20 protein-coding genes and 1 tRNA gene are annotated in these 17,670 nt (G+C 63.4%); 10 read left to right on the forward strand and 11 right to left on the reverse strand.

The features are described from left to right. Positions 1–28: 28 nt before the first annotated feature. The 3 genes from AWB68_RS36355 to AWB68_RS36365 form a co-directional block, all read right to left on the reverse strand. Entirely contained in the window at positions 29–376 is a 348-nt protein-coding gene (locus AWB68_RS36355) for a DUF2486 family protein (RefSeq protein WP_087649080.1), read from the reverse strand. Between the two features lie 68 nt (positions 377–444). Beyond that, positions 445–861 (reverse strand): DNA polymerase III subunit chi, encoded by a 417-nt coding sequence (locus AWB68_RS36360; protein ID WP_087649081.1) that lies wholly within the window; start codon positions 859–861, stop codon positions 445–447. A 43-nt stretch (positions 862–904) separates the two neighbouring features. Continuing rightward, the gene (locus AWB68_RS36365) at positions 905–2,437 is read right to left on the reverse strand and encodes a leucyl aminopeptidase (protein WP_087649082.1); all 1,533 of its coding nucleotides are present in this window, start codon (positions 2,435–2,437) and stop codon (positions 905–907) included. Positions 2,438–2,606: 169 nt separating this feature from the next. On the opposite strand from AWB68_RS36365, the gene lptF reads away from it, so the two are divergent. Genes lptF through AWB68_RS36380 form a run of 3 tightly spaced genes read left to right on the forward strand, consistent with a single transcriptional unit; the run spans position 2,607 to position 5,249 of the window. Continuing rightward, positions 2,607–3,701 (forward strand): LPS export ABC transporter permease LptF, encoded by a 1,095-nt coding sequence (lptF, locus tag AWB68_RS36370; protein ID WP_087649083.1) that lies wholly within the window; start codon positions 2,607–2,609, stop codon positions 3,699–3,701. A 4-nt stretch (positions 3,702–3,705) separates the two neighbouring features. Then, a complete protein-coding gene (lptG, locus tag AWB68_RS36375) occupies positions 3,706–4,854 on the forward strand; it encodes an LPS export ABC transporter permease LptG (protein ID WP_087649084.1) in 1,149 nt (382 codons plus the stop codon). A gap of 20 nt (positions 4,855–4,874) precedes the next feature. Further along, positions 4,875–5,249, forward strand: coding sequence for a sirohydrochlorin chelatase (locus tag AWB68_RS36380; protein ID WP_087649085.1), 375 nt, complete (start codon positions 4,875–4,877; stop codon positions 5,247–5,249). Between the two features lie 53 nt (positions 5,250–5,302). Here AWB68_RS36380 and cobA read toward each other — a convergent pair whose 3' ends face one another. The 6 genes from cobA to AWB68_RS36410 all read right to left on the reverse strand — a co-directional run bounded on the left by cobA (position 5,303) and on the right by AWB68_RS36410 (position 11,458). Continuing rightward, the gene (cobA, locus tag AWB68_RS36385) at positions 5,303–6,061 is read right to left on the reverse strand and encodes a uroporphyrinogen-III C-methyltransferase (RefSeq protein WP_087649086.1); all 759 of its coding nucleotides are present in this window, start codon (positions 6,059–6,061) and stop codon (positions 5,303–5,305) included. A 19-nt stretch (positions 6,062–6,080) separates the two neighbouring features. Beyond that, a complete protein-coding gene (locus AWB68_RS36390; protein ID WP_087649087.1) occupies positions 6,081–7,394 on the reverse strand; it encodes a sulfate adenylyltransferase subunit 1 in 1,314 nt (437 codons plus the stop codon). A gap of 27 nt (positions 7,395–7,421) precedes the next feature. Continuing rightward, a complete protein-coding gene (cysD, locus tag AWB68_RS36395) occupies positions 7,422–8,384 on the reverse strand; it encodes a sulfate adenylyltransferase subunit CysD (protein ID WP_087649088.1) in 963 nt (320 codons plus the stop codon). Positions 8,385–8,488: 104 nt separating this feature from the next. Continuing rightward, complete coding sequence (locus tag AWB68_RS36400; protein WP_087649089.1) at positions 8,489–9,211, reverse strand: phosphoadenylyl-sulfate reductase; 723 nt, start codon at positions 9,209–9,211, stop codon at positions 8,489–8,491. Then, complete coding sequence (locus tag AWB68_RS36405) at positions 9,208–9,753, reverse strand: DUF934 domain-containing protein (RefSeq protein ID WP_087649090.1); 546 nt, start codon at positions 9,751–9,753, stop codon at positions 9,208–9,210. The genes AWB68_RS36400 and AWB68_RS36405 overlap by 4 nt, the downstream gene beginning before the upstream one ends. A 28-nt stretch (positions 9,754–9,781) precedes the next feature. Next, positions 9,782–11,458: a nitrite/sulfite reductase gene (locus AWB68_RS36410; RefSeq protein WP_087649091.1), complete on the reverse strand. Its 1,677-nt coding sequence runs from the start codon at positions 11,456–11,458 to the stop codon at positions 9,782–9,784. A 214-nt stretch (positions 11,459–11,672) separates the two neighbouring features. Between AWB68_RS36410 and AWB68_RS36415 the strand changes: the two genes are divergently transcribed. The 3 genes from AWB68_RS36415 to AWB68_RS36425 all read left to right on the forward strand — a co-directional run bounded on the left by AWB68_RS36415 (position 11,673) and on the right by AWB68_RS36425 (position 14,051). Beyond that, positions 11,673–12,614, forward strand: coding sequence for a CysB family HTH-type transcriptional regulator (locus tag AWB68_RS36415; protein WP_087649092.1), 942 nt, complete (start codon positions 11,673–11,675; stop codon positions 12,612–12,614). A 75-nt stretch (positions 12,615–12,689) separates the two neighbouring features. Next, positions 12,690–13,850, forward strand: coding sequence for an ABC transporter substrate-binding protein (locus tag AWB68_RS36420; protein WP_087649093.1), 1,161 nt, complete (start codon positions 12,690–12,692; stop codon positions 13,848–13,850). Positions 13,851–13,966: 116 nt separating this feature from the next. Beyond that, positions 13,967–14,051 (forward strand) — tRNA-Leu (locus AWB68_RS36425). Positions 14,052–14,067: 16 nt separating this feature from the next. Here AWB68_RS36425 and AWB68_RS47285 read toward each other — a convergent pair. Beyond that, complete coding sequence (locus AWB68_RS47285) at positions 14,068–14,232, reverse strand: Arm DNA-binding domain-containing protein (RefSeq protein WP_200828889.1); 165 nt, start codon at positions 14,230–14,232, stop codon at positions 14,068–14,070. A 227-nt stretch (positions 14,233–14,459) separates the two neighbouring features. Between AWB68_RS47285 and AWB68_RS36430 the strand changes: the two genes are divergently transcribed. Together AWB68_RS36430 and AWB68_RS36435 are read left to right on the forward strand one after the other, a co-directional pair. After that, entirely contained in the window at positions 14,460–14,738 is a 279-nt protein-coding gene (locus AWB68_RS36430) for a BrnT family toxin (protein WP_087649094.1), read from the forward strand. Continuing rightward, positions 14,713–15,000 carry a BrnA antitoxin family protein gene (locus tag AWB68_RS36435; RefSeq protein WP_087649095.1) on the forward strand — a complete coding sequence of 96 codons (288 nt, stop codon included), beginning with the start codon at positions 14,713–14,715 and terminating at the stop codon, positions 14,998–15,000. The genes AWB68_RS36430 and AWB68_RS36435 overlap by 26 nt, the downstream gene beginning before the upstream one ends. Before the next feature lie 4 nt (positions 15,001–15,004). Here AWB68_RS36435 and AWB68_RS36440 read toward each other — a convergent pair whose 3' ends face one another. Then, positions 15,005–15,196 (reverse strand): helix-turn-helix domain-containing protein, encoded by a 192-nt coding sequence (locus AWB68_RS36440; protein WP_087649096.1) that lies wholly within the window; start codon positions 15,194–15,196, stop codon positions 15,005–15,007. Positions 15,197–15,707: 511 nt separating this feature from the next. Here AWB68_RS36440 and AWB68_RS36445 point away from each other — a divergent pair. Both AWB68_RS36445 and AWB68_RS36450 read left to right on the forward strand, forming a co-directional pair. Next, a complete protein-coding gene (locus AWB68_RS36445) occupies positions 15,708–17,015 on the forward strand; it encodes a hypothetical protein (RefSeq protein WP_087649097.1) in 1,308 nt (435 codons plus the stop codon). A gap of 138 nt (positions 17,016–17,153) precedes the next feature. Further along, positions 17,154–17,670 (forward strand): TIGR03118 family protein (locus AWB68_RS36450; RefSeq protein ID WP_087649098.1); only part of this gene is annotated, 517 nt, incomplete at its 3' end.

The following is a 17,670-nucleotide window of genomic DNA, read 5'->3' on the forward strand; positions in this document are numbered from 1 at the left end:
AACCCCCCCCCCCCCCAAGCGCCAGCGATCACCCCCGCCGCAGCAACTCTTCCTCCACCGCCTCGCGCACCCATTCCGTCACTTCGCTTTCCAGCGCGAGCGCCACTTCACGCGTAACCTGATGCACGAGCCAGGTCGAATGCTCGCGCAACGCGTCGCGACAACGTGATTCGATCAACTCGCGGCCGTCGCCCGTCAGGAAGCTGGTAAAGCGCCCGTGCAGGCGTTCAGCGAGGAATTCGGCATCGTAGTCCGTGGCACGCGCATTGACCTGGACGCTCCGCCCCGGCGCGCGCGCGAACTCCGGCTTGCCCGGCACGACGACATCGGTGAGAACGGGGATCGAGGTATCGAAGTCTTCTGACGTATGGGACACGGCTCACTCCGTCTCGCTATTGATGTGCGGCCGATAATAACGCGACGCATCGCTCGCGCTATGTTCGGTCAGCCGCCTTGTTTGTAATTGTTGAGCGCGTAGCCGCGATCGCGATAGAAGCGGTAGCGGTCGCGCCCGGCCGCAAGTTCCTCGTCCTCGTTGCCGACCACTTCCAGCAGCCGCTCAAAGCGCGCGAACTGCGGCGGCACCGTCATCCCGAGATTGACAAGTATCTTGTGATGCGGCGCAGCGTCGAGATCCGCCGCCAGCACGACCGGCGTGTCCTTCGCAAGCGGGCTGCCCGCCATGCAGTGCGGCACGAAATCGAGCGGCGAGAAGGTCCACAACTGCTCGTCGAAGGCGGCGAGCCGCGCGGGCTCGGCAAGCACGACGATCGGCTCGCCGCTCAGGTACGCCTTGCGCACCAGGCGGCACGCATACGCAATCGAATCGCCAACGTTCGAATGAAAGTCGATGCGCGTCATGCGTGCGCCTCGCTGGCCGCTACGGTGAGAACGGAACCTGCTGTCATTGGCCCGCGCGGTCGATCAGGAACTGCGAGAGAAGCGGCACCGGCCGGCCAGTCGCGCCCTTCGCCGCGCCGCTCTTCCACGCCGTGCCGGCGATGTCGAGGTGCGCCCACGGATAGCTCTGCGTGAAGCGCGAGAGGAAGCACGCCGCCGTCACGCTGCCCGCCGGACGCCCGCCGATGTTCGCGACATCGGCGAAGTTCGACTTGAGTTGGTCCTGGTACTCGTCGTCGAGCGGCAGGCGCCAGGCCGGATCGACGGCTTCACGCGACGCATCGAGCAACTCCCCGGCAAGTGCATCGTCCTTCGAAAAGAGGCCGGTGTTGTGATGGCCGAGCGCGATGATGCAGGCGCCCGTGAGCGTCGCGATATCCACGACCGCCGCCGGCTTGAAGCGCTCCGCGTAGGTGAGCGCGTCGCACAGGATCAGGCGGCCTTCGGCGTCGGTGTTGAGCACTTCGATGGTCGTGCCGTTCATCGCCGTGACGATGTCGCCCGGTTTCAGCGCGTGGCCGGCCGGCATGTTCTCGCAGCTCGGCACGATGCCGATCACGTTGATCTTCAGCCCCATTTCAGCGATGGCCCGCAGCGTGCCGAACACGGAGGCCGCGCCGCACATGTCGTACTTCATCTCGTCCATTGCTTCGCCCGGCTTGATCGAGATGCCGCCGGAGTCGAACGTGATGCCCTTGCCGACCAGCACGACGGGCGCCGCCGCATTCTTGCCCGCGCTCTTTCCGGCTCCCGCGCCCTGATAGTGCATGACGATGAACGCCGGCGGCTCGACCGAGCCCTTCGCGACCGAAAGGAACGAACCCATCTTGAGCTCTTCGATCTGCTTTTGTCCGAGCACTTCGACCTTGAACTTCCAGTCGCGGCCGAGCTTCTTCGCGGTATGGCCGAGATACGTCGGCGTGCACACGTTCGGCGGCAGGTTGCCGAGATCGCGCGTCAGGTCCATGCCGTTCGCCAACGCGAGGCCCTGTTTGGCCGCGAGCTTCGCGGCTTTTTCGTCGGCGGGATCGACGCTGAACACGATCTTCTTCAGCGCACGCGCGCCGTTTTCCGGCTTGCTTTTCATCTGCGTGAACTTGTAGGTCAGTTCGCGCAGCGCGAGGATGGCGGTGCGCACGGCCCAGTCGCCGGTGCGCTCGAGCACGGGCAATTGCGCCAGCGTAAACGTGACCTGGGCGATCCGGGTGCCGAGGATCGCACGCCATGCCGCACGCACGGCTTCACCATAAGCTTTCTGATTGAAGGCATCCTGCTTGCCGAGTCCGACCAGCAGAAGACGCGACGCGCCGATGCCCGAGACCTCGTGCAGGAAGAGCGTCGAGCCCGCCTTGCCGCTCATGTCTCCCGCCTTGACGACGCGGGTGACGAGCCCCTTCGTGGCCAGATCCATTTCGAGTGCTGCACCCGTCAACGTCTGCGCTTCGAACACGCCGACCACCTTGACGTCGGCCTTCCCGTCGAGGAAACCATTTGCTGCGCCCTTGCTCCAATCACAGGCTTTTATGCTAAAGTCCATCGCGCTTATCCTCGGATAAAATCTGGGCTGTAGGATGAAAGCCGCAATTATCCGCTATTTTTTCCGCGGCGGTCACAGGCGCAGTCCCCGGGAACGTTCACATCGCCCGTGCGTCTGTCAAAGCATGCGCTTGATTTGAGCATCGCCGCCGGCCATCAGTTACCAATCAATGATCTTCGAACGCTCCCTACAGCGCGAACTCGCGTATACGGCCGGTGCCGTATTCATGGTGCTGCTCACGATCATGCTGACGACGATGATGATCCGCATCGTCGGCTTCGCGGCATCGGGCGAAGTCGATCCGCGCGACGTCGTCGTGCTGATCGGGCTCACCGTGATCGGCTACCTCGCGGTCATGCTGATCGTGACACTCTTCGTGTCGATCCTCTTCGTGCTCACGCGCTGGTATCGCGACTCCGAAATGGTCGTGTGGCTCGCATCGGGCGTGAGCCAGACGCAGCTCATCAAGCCGATCGCGGTCTTCTCCACGCCGATCATCCTGCTGATCGTGTTCTTTGCGTTCGTCGGCTGGCCGTGGTCGAACCAGCAGAGCAAGCTCATCAAGACGCGCTTCCAGCAGCGCGATGAAGTGTCGCTGCTCGCGCCGGGCCAGTTCCGCGAGTCGCCGTCGAGCCATCGCGTGTTCTTCATCGAGAAGATGTCGCCGGATCAGGCGAACGTGCAGAACGTGTTCGTCACGAGCACCGAAGGCGGCAAGGTGAACGTGATCGTGTCGAAGACGGGTCACACCGAAACACGCGGCGAGGGCGACCGCTTCATCGTGCTCGAGAACGGCCGGCGCTATGACGGCGAACCCGGTCAGCCGAACTTCCGCATCATGGAGTTCGAGCGTTATGGTGTGAAGATTCAGAGCCACCAGGTGGTGAATACGCCCACCACCACCGGCATCTCGACGCCGGGCCTGCTCGCCAACCCGACCCGCGACAACCTCGCCGAATTCGCGTGGCGCGCGGGCCTGCCGCTCATCGCGATCAACCTGATGCTGCTCGCCATTCCCCTGTCCTATCAGAACCCGCGCCGCAGCCGCACGATCAATCTCGTGATGGCCGTGCTGATCTACCTCACGTATTCGAACCTGCTGAACGTCGTGCAGTCGTGGATCGAGCAGGGCAAGATGTCGTTCGGCGTCGGCATCATCGGGCTGCACATTCTCGTCGCGTTGCTGGTCGGCTTCATCTTCTGGCTGCGCGTGCGCAACCGGCCGCTTTTCAAGCTGTCGTCCTTCCGTTCGAAGAGGGCCTGACGCGATGCGCATCTATGAACGGTACTTCGCGCGCCAGATCTATTTCGCCTTCATCTTCATCCTGTTCGCGTTCTCCGGCCTGTTCTTCTTCTTCGACCTGATCAATGAACTGAACACGGTCGGACACGGCAACTACAAGTTCGGCATGGCGGTGCTGCGCGTGGCGCTGCAAACGCCTTCGCGCTTCTACGAAATCATCCCGGTCGCGGCGCTGATCAGCGCGATCTACGTGTTCGCGCAAATGGCCGCGGCATCCGAATTCACGATCTTTCGCGTCTCGGGGCTGTCGACCGGGCGGGCGTTGCGATCGCTGTTGAAGATCGGCATTCCGCTCGTCTTCGTGACTTACATCATCGGCGAAGTGATCGGGCCGTATTCGGACCAGTTGAGCGAACGCGTGCGGCTCGAAGCGCTCGGTTCGTCGGTGTCGACCAATTTCCAGTCGGGCGTCTGGGTGAAGGACACGCTCTCCGCGCGCGCCAACGGCGAGCAGGTCACGCGCTTCGTGAACGTCGGACAATTGAACCCCGACACGACGATCGCGAACGTGCGCATCTACGAATTCGATTCGAAGTTCCGGCTGCAGAACGTGCGGATCGCGAAGAGCGGCGTCTATGAGCCGCCGGGACACTGGAAGCTCACGGGCGTCACCGACACGCAACTGATCGACGCCGCGCCGCAAGCCGTCAATCCCGGCGACGCGCTGAACCCCGTGTATCGCGCGCAGCAGACCGTGCTGCCCGAGTACTCGCTGCGTTCGGAACTGACGCCGCAGATTCTGTCGGTGCTGCTGGTGTCGCCGGACCGGATGTCGATGTTCAATCTCTTCCGCTACATCCAGCATTTGACCGAGAACCGTCAGGACACGCAGCGCTACCAGATCGCGTTGTGGCGCAAGATCCTGTATCCGTTCGCGGTATTCGTGATGCTGGTGCTGTCGCTGCCGTTCGCGTACCTGCACACGCGTGCGGGCGTGGTCGGCGTGAAGGTGTTCGGCGGCATCATGATCGGCATGAGCTTCCAGTTGTTCAATACGCTGTTCTCGCACATCGGAACGCTGAACACCTGGCCCGCGCCGATCACCGCGGCGGCCCCGGCCCTCGCCTATCTCGCGATCGGACTGATCGGGCTCCGATGGGTCGACCGGCATTAGCCGACCGGCCGGAGGAAGACATGAGCAAGCACGGCATGATCCTGTTCGGTCATGGAGCGCGCGACCCGCGCTGGGCCGAGCCATTCGAGCGGCTCGCCGCGAAGCTTCGCGCCACGCGCAGCGATCCGGTCTCGCTTGCCTTCCTCGAATTGATGACGCCCGATCTGCCGACGGCGGTTGCGACGCTCGCCGCCGACGGCTGCAACGCGGTCACCGTCGTGCCCGTGTTCTTCGGACAGGGCGGGCATGTGCGGCGCGACCTGCCTCGGGTGATCGACGAGTGCCGCGCGGCGCATCCGGCATTGACGATTCACTGCGCGACGGCGGTCGGTGAAGACGATGCCGTGCTCGATGCAGTGGCCGATTACTGCATCCGGCAATCGGGAAGGCAATAAAAAAGCGCACCGTTCGGTGCGCTTTTTTATTACATGAACCCATCAGGCGATCGTCAGGCCGCGTACTGCAACGCCTTGGACTTGATCTCGCCCTTCGAAGCCGACTCGCGCTCGGCGAACGCCTCACCGATCATCAACAGGCTCGGCTGCGACGCATCGAGCCAGTCTTGCGCTTCGCCGAGTGCCATGCGGGCGAGCGTCAGCGTCAATGTTCGCTCGCGCGGCGTGCTGCACGCCTCGACAATCGCGACCGGCGTCGATCCCGCGCGGCCCGCGTCGATGAGTTGCTGCGCGATGTCGGGCGCGCTGTCGCGGCCCATGTAGAACACGAGCGAATCGGCGCTTGCCTGCTCGCGAATCTCGTCGCTGTCCGGCGCGCGGCTATGCGTCGCGAGCGCAACGCTGCGCGACACGCCACGCAGGGTCAGCGAGCGCTTGAGCGTCGCCGCGCTCGCGAGCGCCGCCGTGATGCCCGGCACGACTTCATACTCGATACCAGCGGCTTCGAGCGCGCGCATTTCCTCGTCGGCGCGACCAAACAGCATCGGATCGCCGCCTTTCAGACGCACCACCACATCGTGCTCGCGCGCTGCATCGACGATCTGCTTGTTGATGAAATGCTGAGCGGTCGAACGCTGGCCGCAACGCTTGCCGACCGCGATCCTGCGTGCGTTCGGCGCGTAGTCGAGCATTGCGGGTTCGATCAGCGCGTCGTGCAGCACGACATCCGCGCCGCTCAGGATCCGCGCCCCGCGTACCGTGATGAGGTCCGCCGCGCCCGGCCCTGCTCCGATCAGATAGACCTTGCCCATTCCGGTCACCTTCAGACCATCAGGCCGAGAACGAACGGATCATGCCGGCCGCGACCGTATGATGCGTCGCCTCGTCGATCAGCACGAACGCGCCGGTGCCCTGATGCGTGTCGTAGGCATCGGCGACGAGCGGCTTTTGCAACGTCAGCGCCACGCGGCCGATATCATTCATCGCCAGGTCGTGGCGATCGACGGCATGCGACAGCGTATGCACGTCGAGCACCTGCTTGATCGCACCGATGCGCGCGAAGACGGTGTTCGTCGTCTGCTTCAGCAGGTACTTGCGTTGCTGCGAGAGCGGCTCTTCATCGAACCAGCACAGGTCCGCTTCGATCTTCTTCGACGGCTCGACCTTCGATGCGCGCGGCACGAACGTATCGCCGCGCGAGACATCGACGTCTTCCGCGAGACGGATCGTCACCGTCTGGCCGGCGAACGCGCGATCCACCTGCGCGACACCGCCCGGCACCGGCGCGATGATCTCCGAGACGGTAGCCTCGCGGTTCGCGGGCAGCACGGTGATCGAATCGCCGATACGCACTTCGCCCGCTTCCACGCGGCCCATGTAGCCGCGGAAATCGTCGGCCTGGCTGCCGTCCTGGCGCGCGACCCACTGCACCGGGAAGCGCAGCGCCTGATCGGTCGGCTGCGTGACGGGCAGCGCTTCGAGCAGGTCGAGCAGCGGCTCGCCCGCGTACCACGGCATGCGCTCGCTCGCGGTCACGATGTTGTCGCCCTTCAGCGCCGACACGGGCACGAAGCGCACGTTGGTGATTCCGAGTTGACGCGCGAGTTCAACATACGCGTCGCGGATCTCGTTGAAACGCGTCTCGCTGTGGTCGACCAGATCCATCTTGTTGATCGCGACGATCACGTGCTGCAATCCGAGCAGCTTCACGATCGCGCTGTGGCGCTTCGTTTGCGGCAGCAATTGCGCGACGCCATCGACGAACGTGACGCGCGTGGCGTCGACGAGAATGATCGCGGCATGCGCCGTCGATGCGCCCGTCACCATGTTGCGCGTGTACTGCTCGTGGCCCGGCGTGTCGGCGATGATGAACTTGCGCTTCGCGGTCGCGAAGTAGCGGTATGCGACGTCGATGGTGATGCCCTGCTCGCGTTCGGCTTCGAGGCCGTCGGTCAGGAGCGACAGGTCGATTTCATCGCCGACGGTGCGCTTGTTCTTTGCGCGCGAGATCGCCGACAACTGGTCCGACAGCACAGCCTTGCTGTCATAAAGCAGGCGGCCGATCAGCGTGCTCTTGCCGTCGTCGACGCTGCCCGCGGTGATGAATCGCAACACGCCGAGGTCTTCAGCTTGATAAATGCTCATGATGCTCTTTTCCCTTTGGCGTGATGCTTAGAAATAACCTTGCTTCTTGCGCTGTTCCATCGCGGCTTCCGACGCCTGGTCGTCCATCCGCGTGGCGCCGCGCTCCGTGATTTCGGTCACGGCCGTCTCGGCGATGATCTTCTCGACATCGTCGGCATCGCTTGCGACCGGGCATGTGCAGCTGATGTCCCCGACGGTGCGGAACCGCACTTGTGCAACTTCGGCGGTTTCGCCTTCGCGCAATGGCGTGATCGGTGTGAGCGGCACGAGCAAGCCATTGCGGCGAATGATCTCGCGGTCATGCGCGTAATAGATCGACGGCAGTTCAAGCTTCTCGCGGGCGATGTATTGCCATACGTCGAGTTCGGTCCAGTTCGAGATCGGGAACACGCGCAGGTGCTCGCCCGCATGCAGGCGCGCGTTGTAGATGCTCCACAGCTCCGGGCGCTGCGCCTTCGGGTCCCACTGGCCGAATTCATCGCGGAACGAAAAGATGCGTTCCTTCGCGCGTGCCTTCTCTTCATCGCGACGCGCGCCGCCGATCATCGCCGTATAGCCGTATTGCTCGATGGTTTCGAGCAGCGTGACCGCTTGCGCGGCATTGCGCGAATCCGTCTCGCGACGCAGACGCACAGTGCCCTTCTTGATCGAATCCTCGACATGGCCGACGACCAGCTCCGCGTCAATCTCTTTCGCGCGACGGTCGCGGAAATCGATCACCTCGTCGAAGTTGTGGCCGGTGTCGATGTGCACGAGCGGAAACGGCAATTGCGTCTTGCGACCGCCGCCGAGGCCAAACGCCTTCAGCGCGAGATGCAGCACGACGACCGAATCCTTGCCGCCCGAGAACAGGAGCGCCGGCTTGCTGCACTCGGCGACGAGTTCGCGCAGGATGTGAATCGACTCGGCTTCGAGCCAGTCGAGGTGGTCCATTCGGGTCGCCGTATTGGCGATCGGGGCGATCACGGTTGAGTCGAGCGTGGTGCTCATGTTCGTCGATCCTTTTCTTTGCATCGCTTTCAGCTTGTGGCGAAGGCGCCGCGTTTCAATGACAGAGGTTGGGTGCGGCGGCGCATCGTTCGTGCGCCTGGCCGTCAGATTGCCGAGCTGGGTGCTTCCTCGACGACCTTGATGTTCGTGATGTGCAGGCCGCATTCCTTCGTATCGCGCGACTCCCACCACCAGCGTCCGGCGCGGCTGTCCTCGCCGGGACGGATCGCTCGCGTACACGGCTCGCAGCCGATGCTCGGATAACCGCGCGCATGCAGCGGATTCACCGGCACGTCGAAGGCTTTCAGGTAGTCCCACACTTCGCCTTCCATCCAGTCCGCGAGCGGATTGAACTTCGCGATGTTGCGCGGCGCGTCGTGCTCTTCCTCGTGCAACTCGACCCGCGTCACCGACTGCTCGCGGCGCTGGCCGGTCACCCATGCGCTCACGTCCGCAAGCGCGCGATTGAGTGGCTCGACCTTGCGAATGCCGCAGCAGCTCTTGCGCAGATCGACGCTCTCGTAGAACGCGTTCAGGCCGTGATCGCGCACATACGCCTCAACTGCTTCAGGCTGCGGATGAAACTGTTCGATGTCGTAGCCGTAGCGTTCCTTCACGCGATCGATCATGCCGAGCGTTTCAGCATGCAGGCGGCCCGTGTTCAGCGAAAAGATGCCGATCTTCACACCGCGCGACAGGATCGCATGCGTGAGCAGCATGTCTTCGGCGGCGAGGCTGCTGGCTAGCTTGACGTTCTCGTGGCGTTGCGCGATGGAATCGAGCAGCGCGTCGAGCCGTTCAACCTTGGCTTGCAATTCGGGTGTCATCTAGACGCTCCGGAAGCTGCGGCGAGCGCGGCGCGGCGGCGGAACAGCGGTTCGAGATTGTCGGTCGCGCCCTGATAGCGTTCGCTGAATTCATCGAAGGCATTCAGCGCGTCGTTGATGTCCTTGTCCGCGCGCACGGCGAACGCATCGAAGCCGCAACGCGCGTGGAACAGCAACTGGTCGCGCAGCACGTCGCCGATGGCGCGCAACTCGCCCGTCCACTGATAGCGCTCGCGCAGCAAGCGGCCGATGCTGAAACCCCGGCCATCGCGGAACACCGGGAAGTCGACGGCGACGAGCGCGATCTTGTCGAAGTCGGCCGCGAGGTCGGCAGGTTCGTCATCGGGCGCGAGCCACACGCCGAGTTCTTCCTTCGAACGCGACGCGACGAGCGCGTCCTTGTGCTCTTTCCACAGCGAAAACGGCACCAGCACCTTGCCTGCGCCCAGCGCGTCGACTGCGGGCAGTGCGCCATCTTCGGCGGAACGCACAACGGTCCAGTCGTCATTCACTACGGCGCGGTTCTTGATAATCAAAGCCATCTGCAAATTCCTCAATTGGACCGGTGGTTCAGGCGTGTGCCTGGCGCGACGCGTACACGCGTTCCTTGAACGGCGCCATGCCGATGCGGCCATACGTCTCGATGAAACGCTCGCCTTCCATGCGGTTCTCGACGAACGTATCGATCACCTGCGACACCACGTCGGGCATCTCTTCCGCCGAGAACGACGGGCCGATCACCTTGCCGAGATGCGCGCCGGTCGCGCCCGAGCTTTGCTCGCCGCCGAGCGTCACCTGATACCACTCCGAGCCGTCCTTATCGACACCCAGCACGCCGATGTTGCCGATGTGGTGGTGACCGCACGCGTTGATGCAACCTGAGATGTTGAGCGTCAGGTCGCCGAGGTCGTACACGTAGTCGAGATTGCTGAAACGCTCCTGGATCGCCAGTGCGATCGGGATCGACTTCGCGTTTGCGAGCGAGCAGAAATCGCCGCCCGGGCACGCGATGATGTCGGTCAGCAAGCCGATGTTCGAGGTCGCGAAGCCGACTGCCTTCGCGCGTTCCCACACCGCGTACAGGTCGCGCTTCTTCACGTTCGCGAGAATCAGGTTCTGCTCGTGCGACACGCGGATTTCGCCGAGGGAGAATTCGTCGGCGAGATCGGCGACGTCGTCCATCTGCTTGTCGGTTGCATCGCCGGGGGCGATGCCGCGCGGCTTCAGCGACAGCGTCACGGACGCGTAGCCCGCCACCTTGTGCGGACGCACGTTGCGCTCGACCCAGCGCGCGAACGGCTTGCTCTCGATCAGATGCTTTTCATATGACGCATCCGTGTCCGGCAGCTTCTCGTAGACCGGCGGCGCGAAGTCCTTCGACACGCGGTCGAGCTCTTCCTGCGTGAGCGTCGACGGGCCGTCCTTCAGGTGCTGCCACTCTTCCTCGACCTGCTTCGCGAACTTCTCCGGCGACAGCGCCTTCACGAGAATCTTGATGCGCGCCTTGTACATGTTGTCGCGGCGGCCATAGCGGTTGTACACGCGCAGCACGGCTTCGCAGTACGTCAGCAGGTGCTGCCACGGCAGGTCTTCCTTGATCACCGCGCCGACGATCGGCGTGCGCCCGAGGCCACCGCCTGCCAGAATGCTCGCGACCACTTCACCCGCCGCGTTCTTCTTCAGGTACACGCCGAGATCGTGGACCTGCACGGCCGCGCGGTCCTCGATGGAGCCGTTCACCGCGATCTTGAACTTGCGCGGCAGCCACGCGAATTCCGGGTGGAACGTCGACCATTGGCGAAGAATCTCGGCCCACGGACGAGGATCGACGATTTCGTCGGGCGCGACGCCCGCGAACTGGTCGGCCGTGATGTTGCGGATACAGTTGCCCGAGGTCTGGATGGCGTGCATCTGGACCGACGCGAGCTTGCGCAGGATTTCCGGCGTTTCCTCGAGTTCGACCCAGTTGAACTGGATGTTCGTGCGCGTCGAAAAGTGGCCGTAGCCGCGATCGTGCTCGCGCGCGATGGTCGCCAGCACGCGCATCTGGTCGCTGCGCAGGTTGCCGTACGGAATCGCGATGCGGTGCATGTACGCGTGGCGCTGCATGTAGAGACCGTTCTGCAGGCGCAGCGGGCGAAACTCCTCTTCGCTCAATTCGCCCGACAGCCGGCGGCGGACCTGGTCGGCGTATTGCGCGACGCGTTCGTCGACGATGGTCTGGTCGATCTGATCGTATTGGTACATTCGGGGACCCCAAGTTTCTTGTTTCGCACGACGTCGTGGCCACGCCGCACCTCGATACCCATTGATCCGTTGTCGCGAGCGCCGTTCAGACTGAACGCTCATTTGCTTATGACAAGTACAGATATGGATATTGGAAAAATTGGACAAATCGTAATAAACTTTCTTTATATAGCAAACGACTGAAAAATTACTTTGATATGCGACTGGGTTATATATGAACCTGCATCAGTTCCGCTTCGTCCGCGAGGCCGTCCGTCAGAACTTCAACCTGACCGAGGCGGCGAAGGCGCTTTTCACGTCCCAGCCGGGCGTTTCCAAGGCGATCATCGAGCTGGAGGACGAGCTGGGCGTCGAGATCTTCACGCGTCACGGCAAGCGCGTGCGCTCGCTGACCGAGCCGGGGCGGATCATTCTGGCGTCGGTGGAAAAAATACTGCAGGAAGTGGAGACGCTGAAGCGAGTCGGTAAGGATTACGCGGCGCAGGATCAGGGCCGGCTCGTGATCGCCGCCACGCATACGCAGGCGCGCTACTCGCTGCCAGCCGCCATCGCCGAATTCAAGAAGCGCTTCCCGAAGGTGCATCTGTCGATTCTTCAGGGCAGCCCGACGCAGGTGGCCGAGATGGTGATCCACGATCAGGCCGACATCGCCATCGCGACCGAGGCGATCGCCAACTATAAGGAACTGGTCTCGCTGCCCTGTTTCCAGTGGCAGCACCTTGCCGTGATGCTGCCGGACCATCCGCTTCTCGAACGCAAACTGCTGACGCTCGACGACATCGCCCAGTACCCGCTCATCACCTACGACAACGCGTTCGCCGGCCGCTCGAAGATCAACCAGGCGTTCGCGCTGCGCCATTTGACGCCGGACATCGTGCTGGAAGCGATCGATGCGGACGTCATCAAGACGTACGTCGAACTGGGGCTGGGCGTCGGCATCATGGCCGACATCGCCTTCAATCCCGAGCGCGACAAGCATCTGCGCGCGATGCCGGTCGGCCATCTGTTCGGGACCAACGTGACGCGGCTGGCGCTCAAACAGGGCGCGTATCTGCGCAGTTATGTCTACACGCTCGTCGAACTGCTCTCGCCTTCGATGAACCGCAAGCTGATCGAGCAGGCGCTTTCCGGCGAACACGAAAGCTACGAACTTTGATCGCAGCAGCCGGTTCTGCCGGTTCTGGCCGGCAAGAATAACGATTCACTCACTTTCCGCCACGGAGACCCACGAATGAAGTTGTCGAAGTCCTTTCGCCTGTTTGCTGCGTTGACCGCTTTTTCGGCCGTGAGCGCCGTCGCGCAGGCCCAATTGAAAGTCGGCATCGACCTGTCGAGCACCGGACCCGCCGCCGCGATCGGCATCACGAGCAAGAACGCGATGCTGATGTGGCCGAAAACGATCGCCGGTCAGGACGCCCAGTACCTGATCCTCGACGACGGTTCCGACCCCGGCGCCGCCGTGCGCAATATCCGCAAGCTGATCACGGAGGACAAGGTCGACGTGATCGTCGGGCCGAACATCACGCCGGCGGCCCTCGCGGCGCTCGATCCGGTCGCCGAGTACGAAACGCCGATGATCACGCTGATCGGCTCGGCGTCGGTTGTCGAGCCGCAGGAAGGCAAGAAAGTGTGGGCGTTCAAGATGGCGCAGACCGACCGCGCGATGGCCGACGTCATGACGCGTTATATGGCGAATCACGGCGTGAAGACGGTCGGTTTCATCGGTTTCGCGGATAGCTACGGCGATAGCTGGTTCAACGAGTTCTCGAAGTTCGCCGAGCTGCGGCACATCAGGATCGTGGCGAGCGAGCGCTTCAACCGCACCGACGCCAGCGTCACGGGCCAGATCCTCAAGCTGATGGCGGCGAAACCCGATGCGGTGCTGATCGCCGGCGCGGGTACGCCGACCGTGCTGCCGCAGCGCACGCTGGTCGAGCGCGGCTTCAAGGGCGCGATCTACCAGACGCACGGCATCGCGACGCCGGAGTTCATCAAGCTGGGCGGCAAGGATGTCGAGGGCACGCTGTTCCCGACGCAGCCGGTGGTTGTTGCAAGGACGTTGCCGGCCGATCATCCGTCGAAGAAGGCCGCGCTCGCGTTCGTCAATGCCTACGAGGCCAAGTACGGGCCGGGCACGGTCACGCAGTTTGCGGGCGATGCGGCGGGCGTCTATCCGCGCCTGCAGGACGCTGTTGCGCGGGCGCTGAAGGCGGGACAACCGGGGACGAAGGCGTTTCGCGTCGCGCTGCGCTCGGAACTGGAGCACGCGCATGAACTCGTCGTGCCGAATGGCGTGGTCAACACGAGCGCGACCGATCACGTCGGTCTGGATCAGCGGGCGAGTGTGATGGGCGTCGTCAAGAACGGCTCGTTTACGTATTTGAGCCAGTAGGCGGCGAGCGGCTCGCTTGCCGCCGTGCGCGTTTTGCGACATAATCGCTGACTTGCCGGCTGGCGCGCTTTATCAGGCTTCGATGCCGCGCCAGTTCGCAAGTCGGTTGTACGGATGCCCAGGTGGTGAAATTGGTAGACGCAGGGGACTCAAAATCCCCCGCCGCAAGGCGTGCCGGTTCGATTCCGGCCCTGGGCACCAACTACCATCCGAACGACTACGAAGTTTGACCATAAACCCCGACAGCGTAAGGCTCTCGGGGTTTTTTGTTGCCCATCGTCACGTTGGGATAGACGCCGAGTGCGAGGCGCTTTTCCTTGTCCGCATAGCGGTACGTCATCCGCCAATACTTGCCGCCCGCCGGTGTCGCTTCGAGGTACATCCACCGCTATCCACGAGCCGGCATGTCTTGTCGCGCGGGGTTGCGTTGCGCGCGGCGGGTGTCGGTGATGCATGGGGCGCCTGCGGGAGCGTAAATCCGAGCGCATCCCACGAACCGTCGCGGTGCCGCCCTAAAATGCCCGGCTGTCAATGGTGAAACGTCGGCAACGCTGCTCGCGGGCGTTAGTTTCGATACCGCCGAAGCAGATTGTATGTACAATTTGATGTATGCAAATCACCTTCGACCCAAACAAGAATTCTCGAAACATCGTTGAACGCGGACTCTCGTTTGAGCGGGCTGCGGACTTTGATTTCGAAACTGCCTTGATTGGCTCGGACGATCGGCGCGACTACAACGAAATTCGTTACGTCGCGCTCGGCTACCTTGACGGCCGCTTGCATGTGCTCTGTTTCACCGAAACGGACGATGGAATCCGCGTGATCAGTTTTCGCAAGGCCAATCCGAGAGAGGTAAACCGCTATGCCAGCACGCAAACCCCTGATTGACGAACACGGCGAAGTTCGTGAACTCACCGACAGCGATTTGAAGCAATTCAAGCGAGGCGATGAAGCTCTTCCAGACGCGCTGCGCCGCAAGATCGGCGTGCGCGGACCCCAGAAGGGGCCGACCAAAATCCCTTTATCGCTGCGGCTGTCGCCGGAGGTGGTGGAGGCGTTCCGCGCTTCGGGCGACGGTTGGCAAAAGCGCATTGATGCGGTGCTCGCCGATTGGCTCAAAACACATTCGCCCGATGAAGTGACGCTTTGATGAGTCACGCTGCCTCCAGCAAGTAGAGGCCCACACGATGGCGTTCGCCCTGCTCGGTCGTGCGCCGGACCCAACTTGTAGTGATGCTGTGCCCGGACTCGCGCACCTCGAGCACGCGGCGCGGAATGTGCAGGATGTCCAGCTTGCAGTACGCGCGGACGGTATCGACGGGACCGTGCGTCAAAGCGCGAAGCAACCGAGCGCGCTGCGCAGCGGCGGAGTTGCGATCAGCCGTTGCCGCCCTCCGCGCAGTCGATCAGCGGAAGTCGCACGATAGGGCGGCCCAGGCGGGCGCGGTGCCCGTCTATGCGCGAGAAGTCTCCCGGCGTCGCGCTTCTCGCATTTTTCTCGCAGTGCTCCCTTCCCGACGTCGTCCTCTCCCATCGCCTGAGCAAACGCTCGGCTTCTGGCGAAACCCATCCCCGCTTCACCTTCACTCAGCCCAAACGAGTGTGCGCCACCGCGTAGTCGCCATTGCTTTCGACTGAGAAAATCGTTTCGCCATCTGCATCGAATATCCCGTTCGCTCTCGCGCAGCGAAACAGCAGCACACGCAGCGAAAAGCGGCCGCTATCAACCAATATGTTATCGAGCACACCGATTGTTCGGCTTACTGACTTATTCTCCGGCCAGAATCGTTGCGTTCGGACACTCGTTCTGCTGAGCGAGAACCCATCGGGTGCGGCATGAGTCGCTCAAACTATTCAATGCAGCTCGATTCCGTGATCTGCGCGCAATGCGGCACCACGTCGAGAAGCGCGCAAGACACGTGTCCGCGCTGCAACGCCGACCGCGAAGGCGCGATCTTCACCGCCGGCGCCCTGCGCCTCGTCGGAGAAGTGCCGCGCGCCGGCTGGCTCGTCACGACGGTACGCAGGAACGCGATCACGTCGTACCCGAGCATTCGCGAGCAAGGTGAGCCGGCGCCCGAACCTGAACGCAGGCGCACACTGACCGGCGTGCTCACGACGGGTGGAATCGTCGTCGGTCTCGCGATCGGCGCCTACCTTCATGCGAACTCCGGCAATCCGAACAAAGCGCCCGGTGCCGTCGCGGCGCTAAGCTCGGGCGGCTCGATCGCCGTCGAGTCTCGCGCTCCCACGGCATCGATTCCGCAAGGCTCGCCGCCCATCGTGTCGACGAGTTCGGTGGCTGCTGCACCGCCCGCGCATGCGACGACAGACCGGAACGCCGCGCCCTCCCCGCACGCTGCCGCAAATCTGGCCTCCAATCCCCCGACGAACTCACCGCAGGCTGCGAAGCCGACACCGTCGGCGACCCGCGCTACGACCGTCGCTTCCCGCGAGATTTCGGTCGCGGCGCCGCAAGTTGCAAAGCCGCCACCGCCGACACGCGCTGCGACGGTCGCTTCCCGCGAGATTTCGGTCGCGGCGCCGCAAGTTGCAAAGCCGCCACCGCCGACACGCGCTACGACCGTCGCTTCCCGCGAGACTCAGGTCGCGGCGCCGCAACCCGCGAAGCTGCCACCGCCGCCAACACGCGTCGCAGCCAACGACGCTCCACGTGGGATATCGGTCGCCCGCAGCGTGTCGGTCACCCGCACTGCGCTTGCCCACCACGATCTGACTAGCGCGCGCCGGCACATGCGGGATCTCTCCGAGGACGAGCAGCGCAGCCCGGAACTGCAGCGTCTCGCGGATCAACTTGCGCGTCTCGAACATCAGCGCGACGCCGCGTTGCAGCGCGCGAGAACCTGCGCCGCCACGAAAGCGTCGACGTGCGTGGTTCGCAACGCAAACCAGGCGCTCGCACTCGACGCGAGAAACCCGCAGGCGACAACCCTGCTTCGCCGCGCGTCCGCGTTTCCCAAACCGGCGCCTGTCCGGGCAAACATCGTTGCGGCCGACACCGAGACCGACACCGCCGCCAACCGGCACACGTATCCATTCGAGAGCAGCGTCGGCATCGACCACTCGCAGACCGAGCAGCCCTCCTTCACGTGGTTCGGCTGGGGCGTCCCGACAGTATCGAAAGGTCGCGGCGAGGCGCACTGAGCTTTCCGCTGCGCGCCACCGCCGGGCGCAGCGAAATATCCTTCGCAGCGGAATAACGCAGGCCCGGCATCCGTTTAGAGATGACGAAACAGCTACGGGCGCACCGCGCCGGGAGTCGTCATCATGAATCCAGCAGCGATGCGCACGCGCGCGATCGCATGGGTGGCTTCGGTCGCCGCGATCGTGGCACTGTCGGGACTCGCCTCGTGCGGCGGGTCGGACAATAATTCGATGAATGCGATGAGCACGCGCTTCAAATCGACCATCCTCGTCTCGGATGGTGCCTTCGCCGCATCGCACACGGACCCGAACCTCAAAAACCCGTGGGGCGTCGCGTTCAACCCGAAGGGCTTCGTGTGGGTCGCGAACAACGGCACGCAAACGGCCACGCTCTATGACGGCAACGGCGTCGTGCAGTCGCTCGTGGTGAGCATCCCGGCGACGGCTTCCGGGCCCGCCAACCCGACCGGCATCGTGTTCAACGGCAGCGCGACGGATTTCAAGGTGACGCAGGCGGGGAAATCGGGCGCTGCCGCGTTCATCTTCGTCGGCGAAGGCGGCTCGGTTACCGCCTGGGCGCCGGCCGTCGACATGACCCACGCGATCACCGTCTCCGATTCGAGCGCGGCGGGCGCCGTCTACAAAGGTCTCGCGA

The organism is Caballeronia choica, assembly GCF_001544535.1.
Classification (GTDB): Bacteria; Pseudomonadota; Gammaproteobacteria; order Burkholderiales; family Burkholderiaceae; genus Caballeronia; species Caballeronia choica.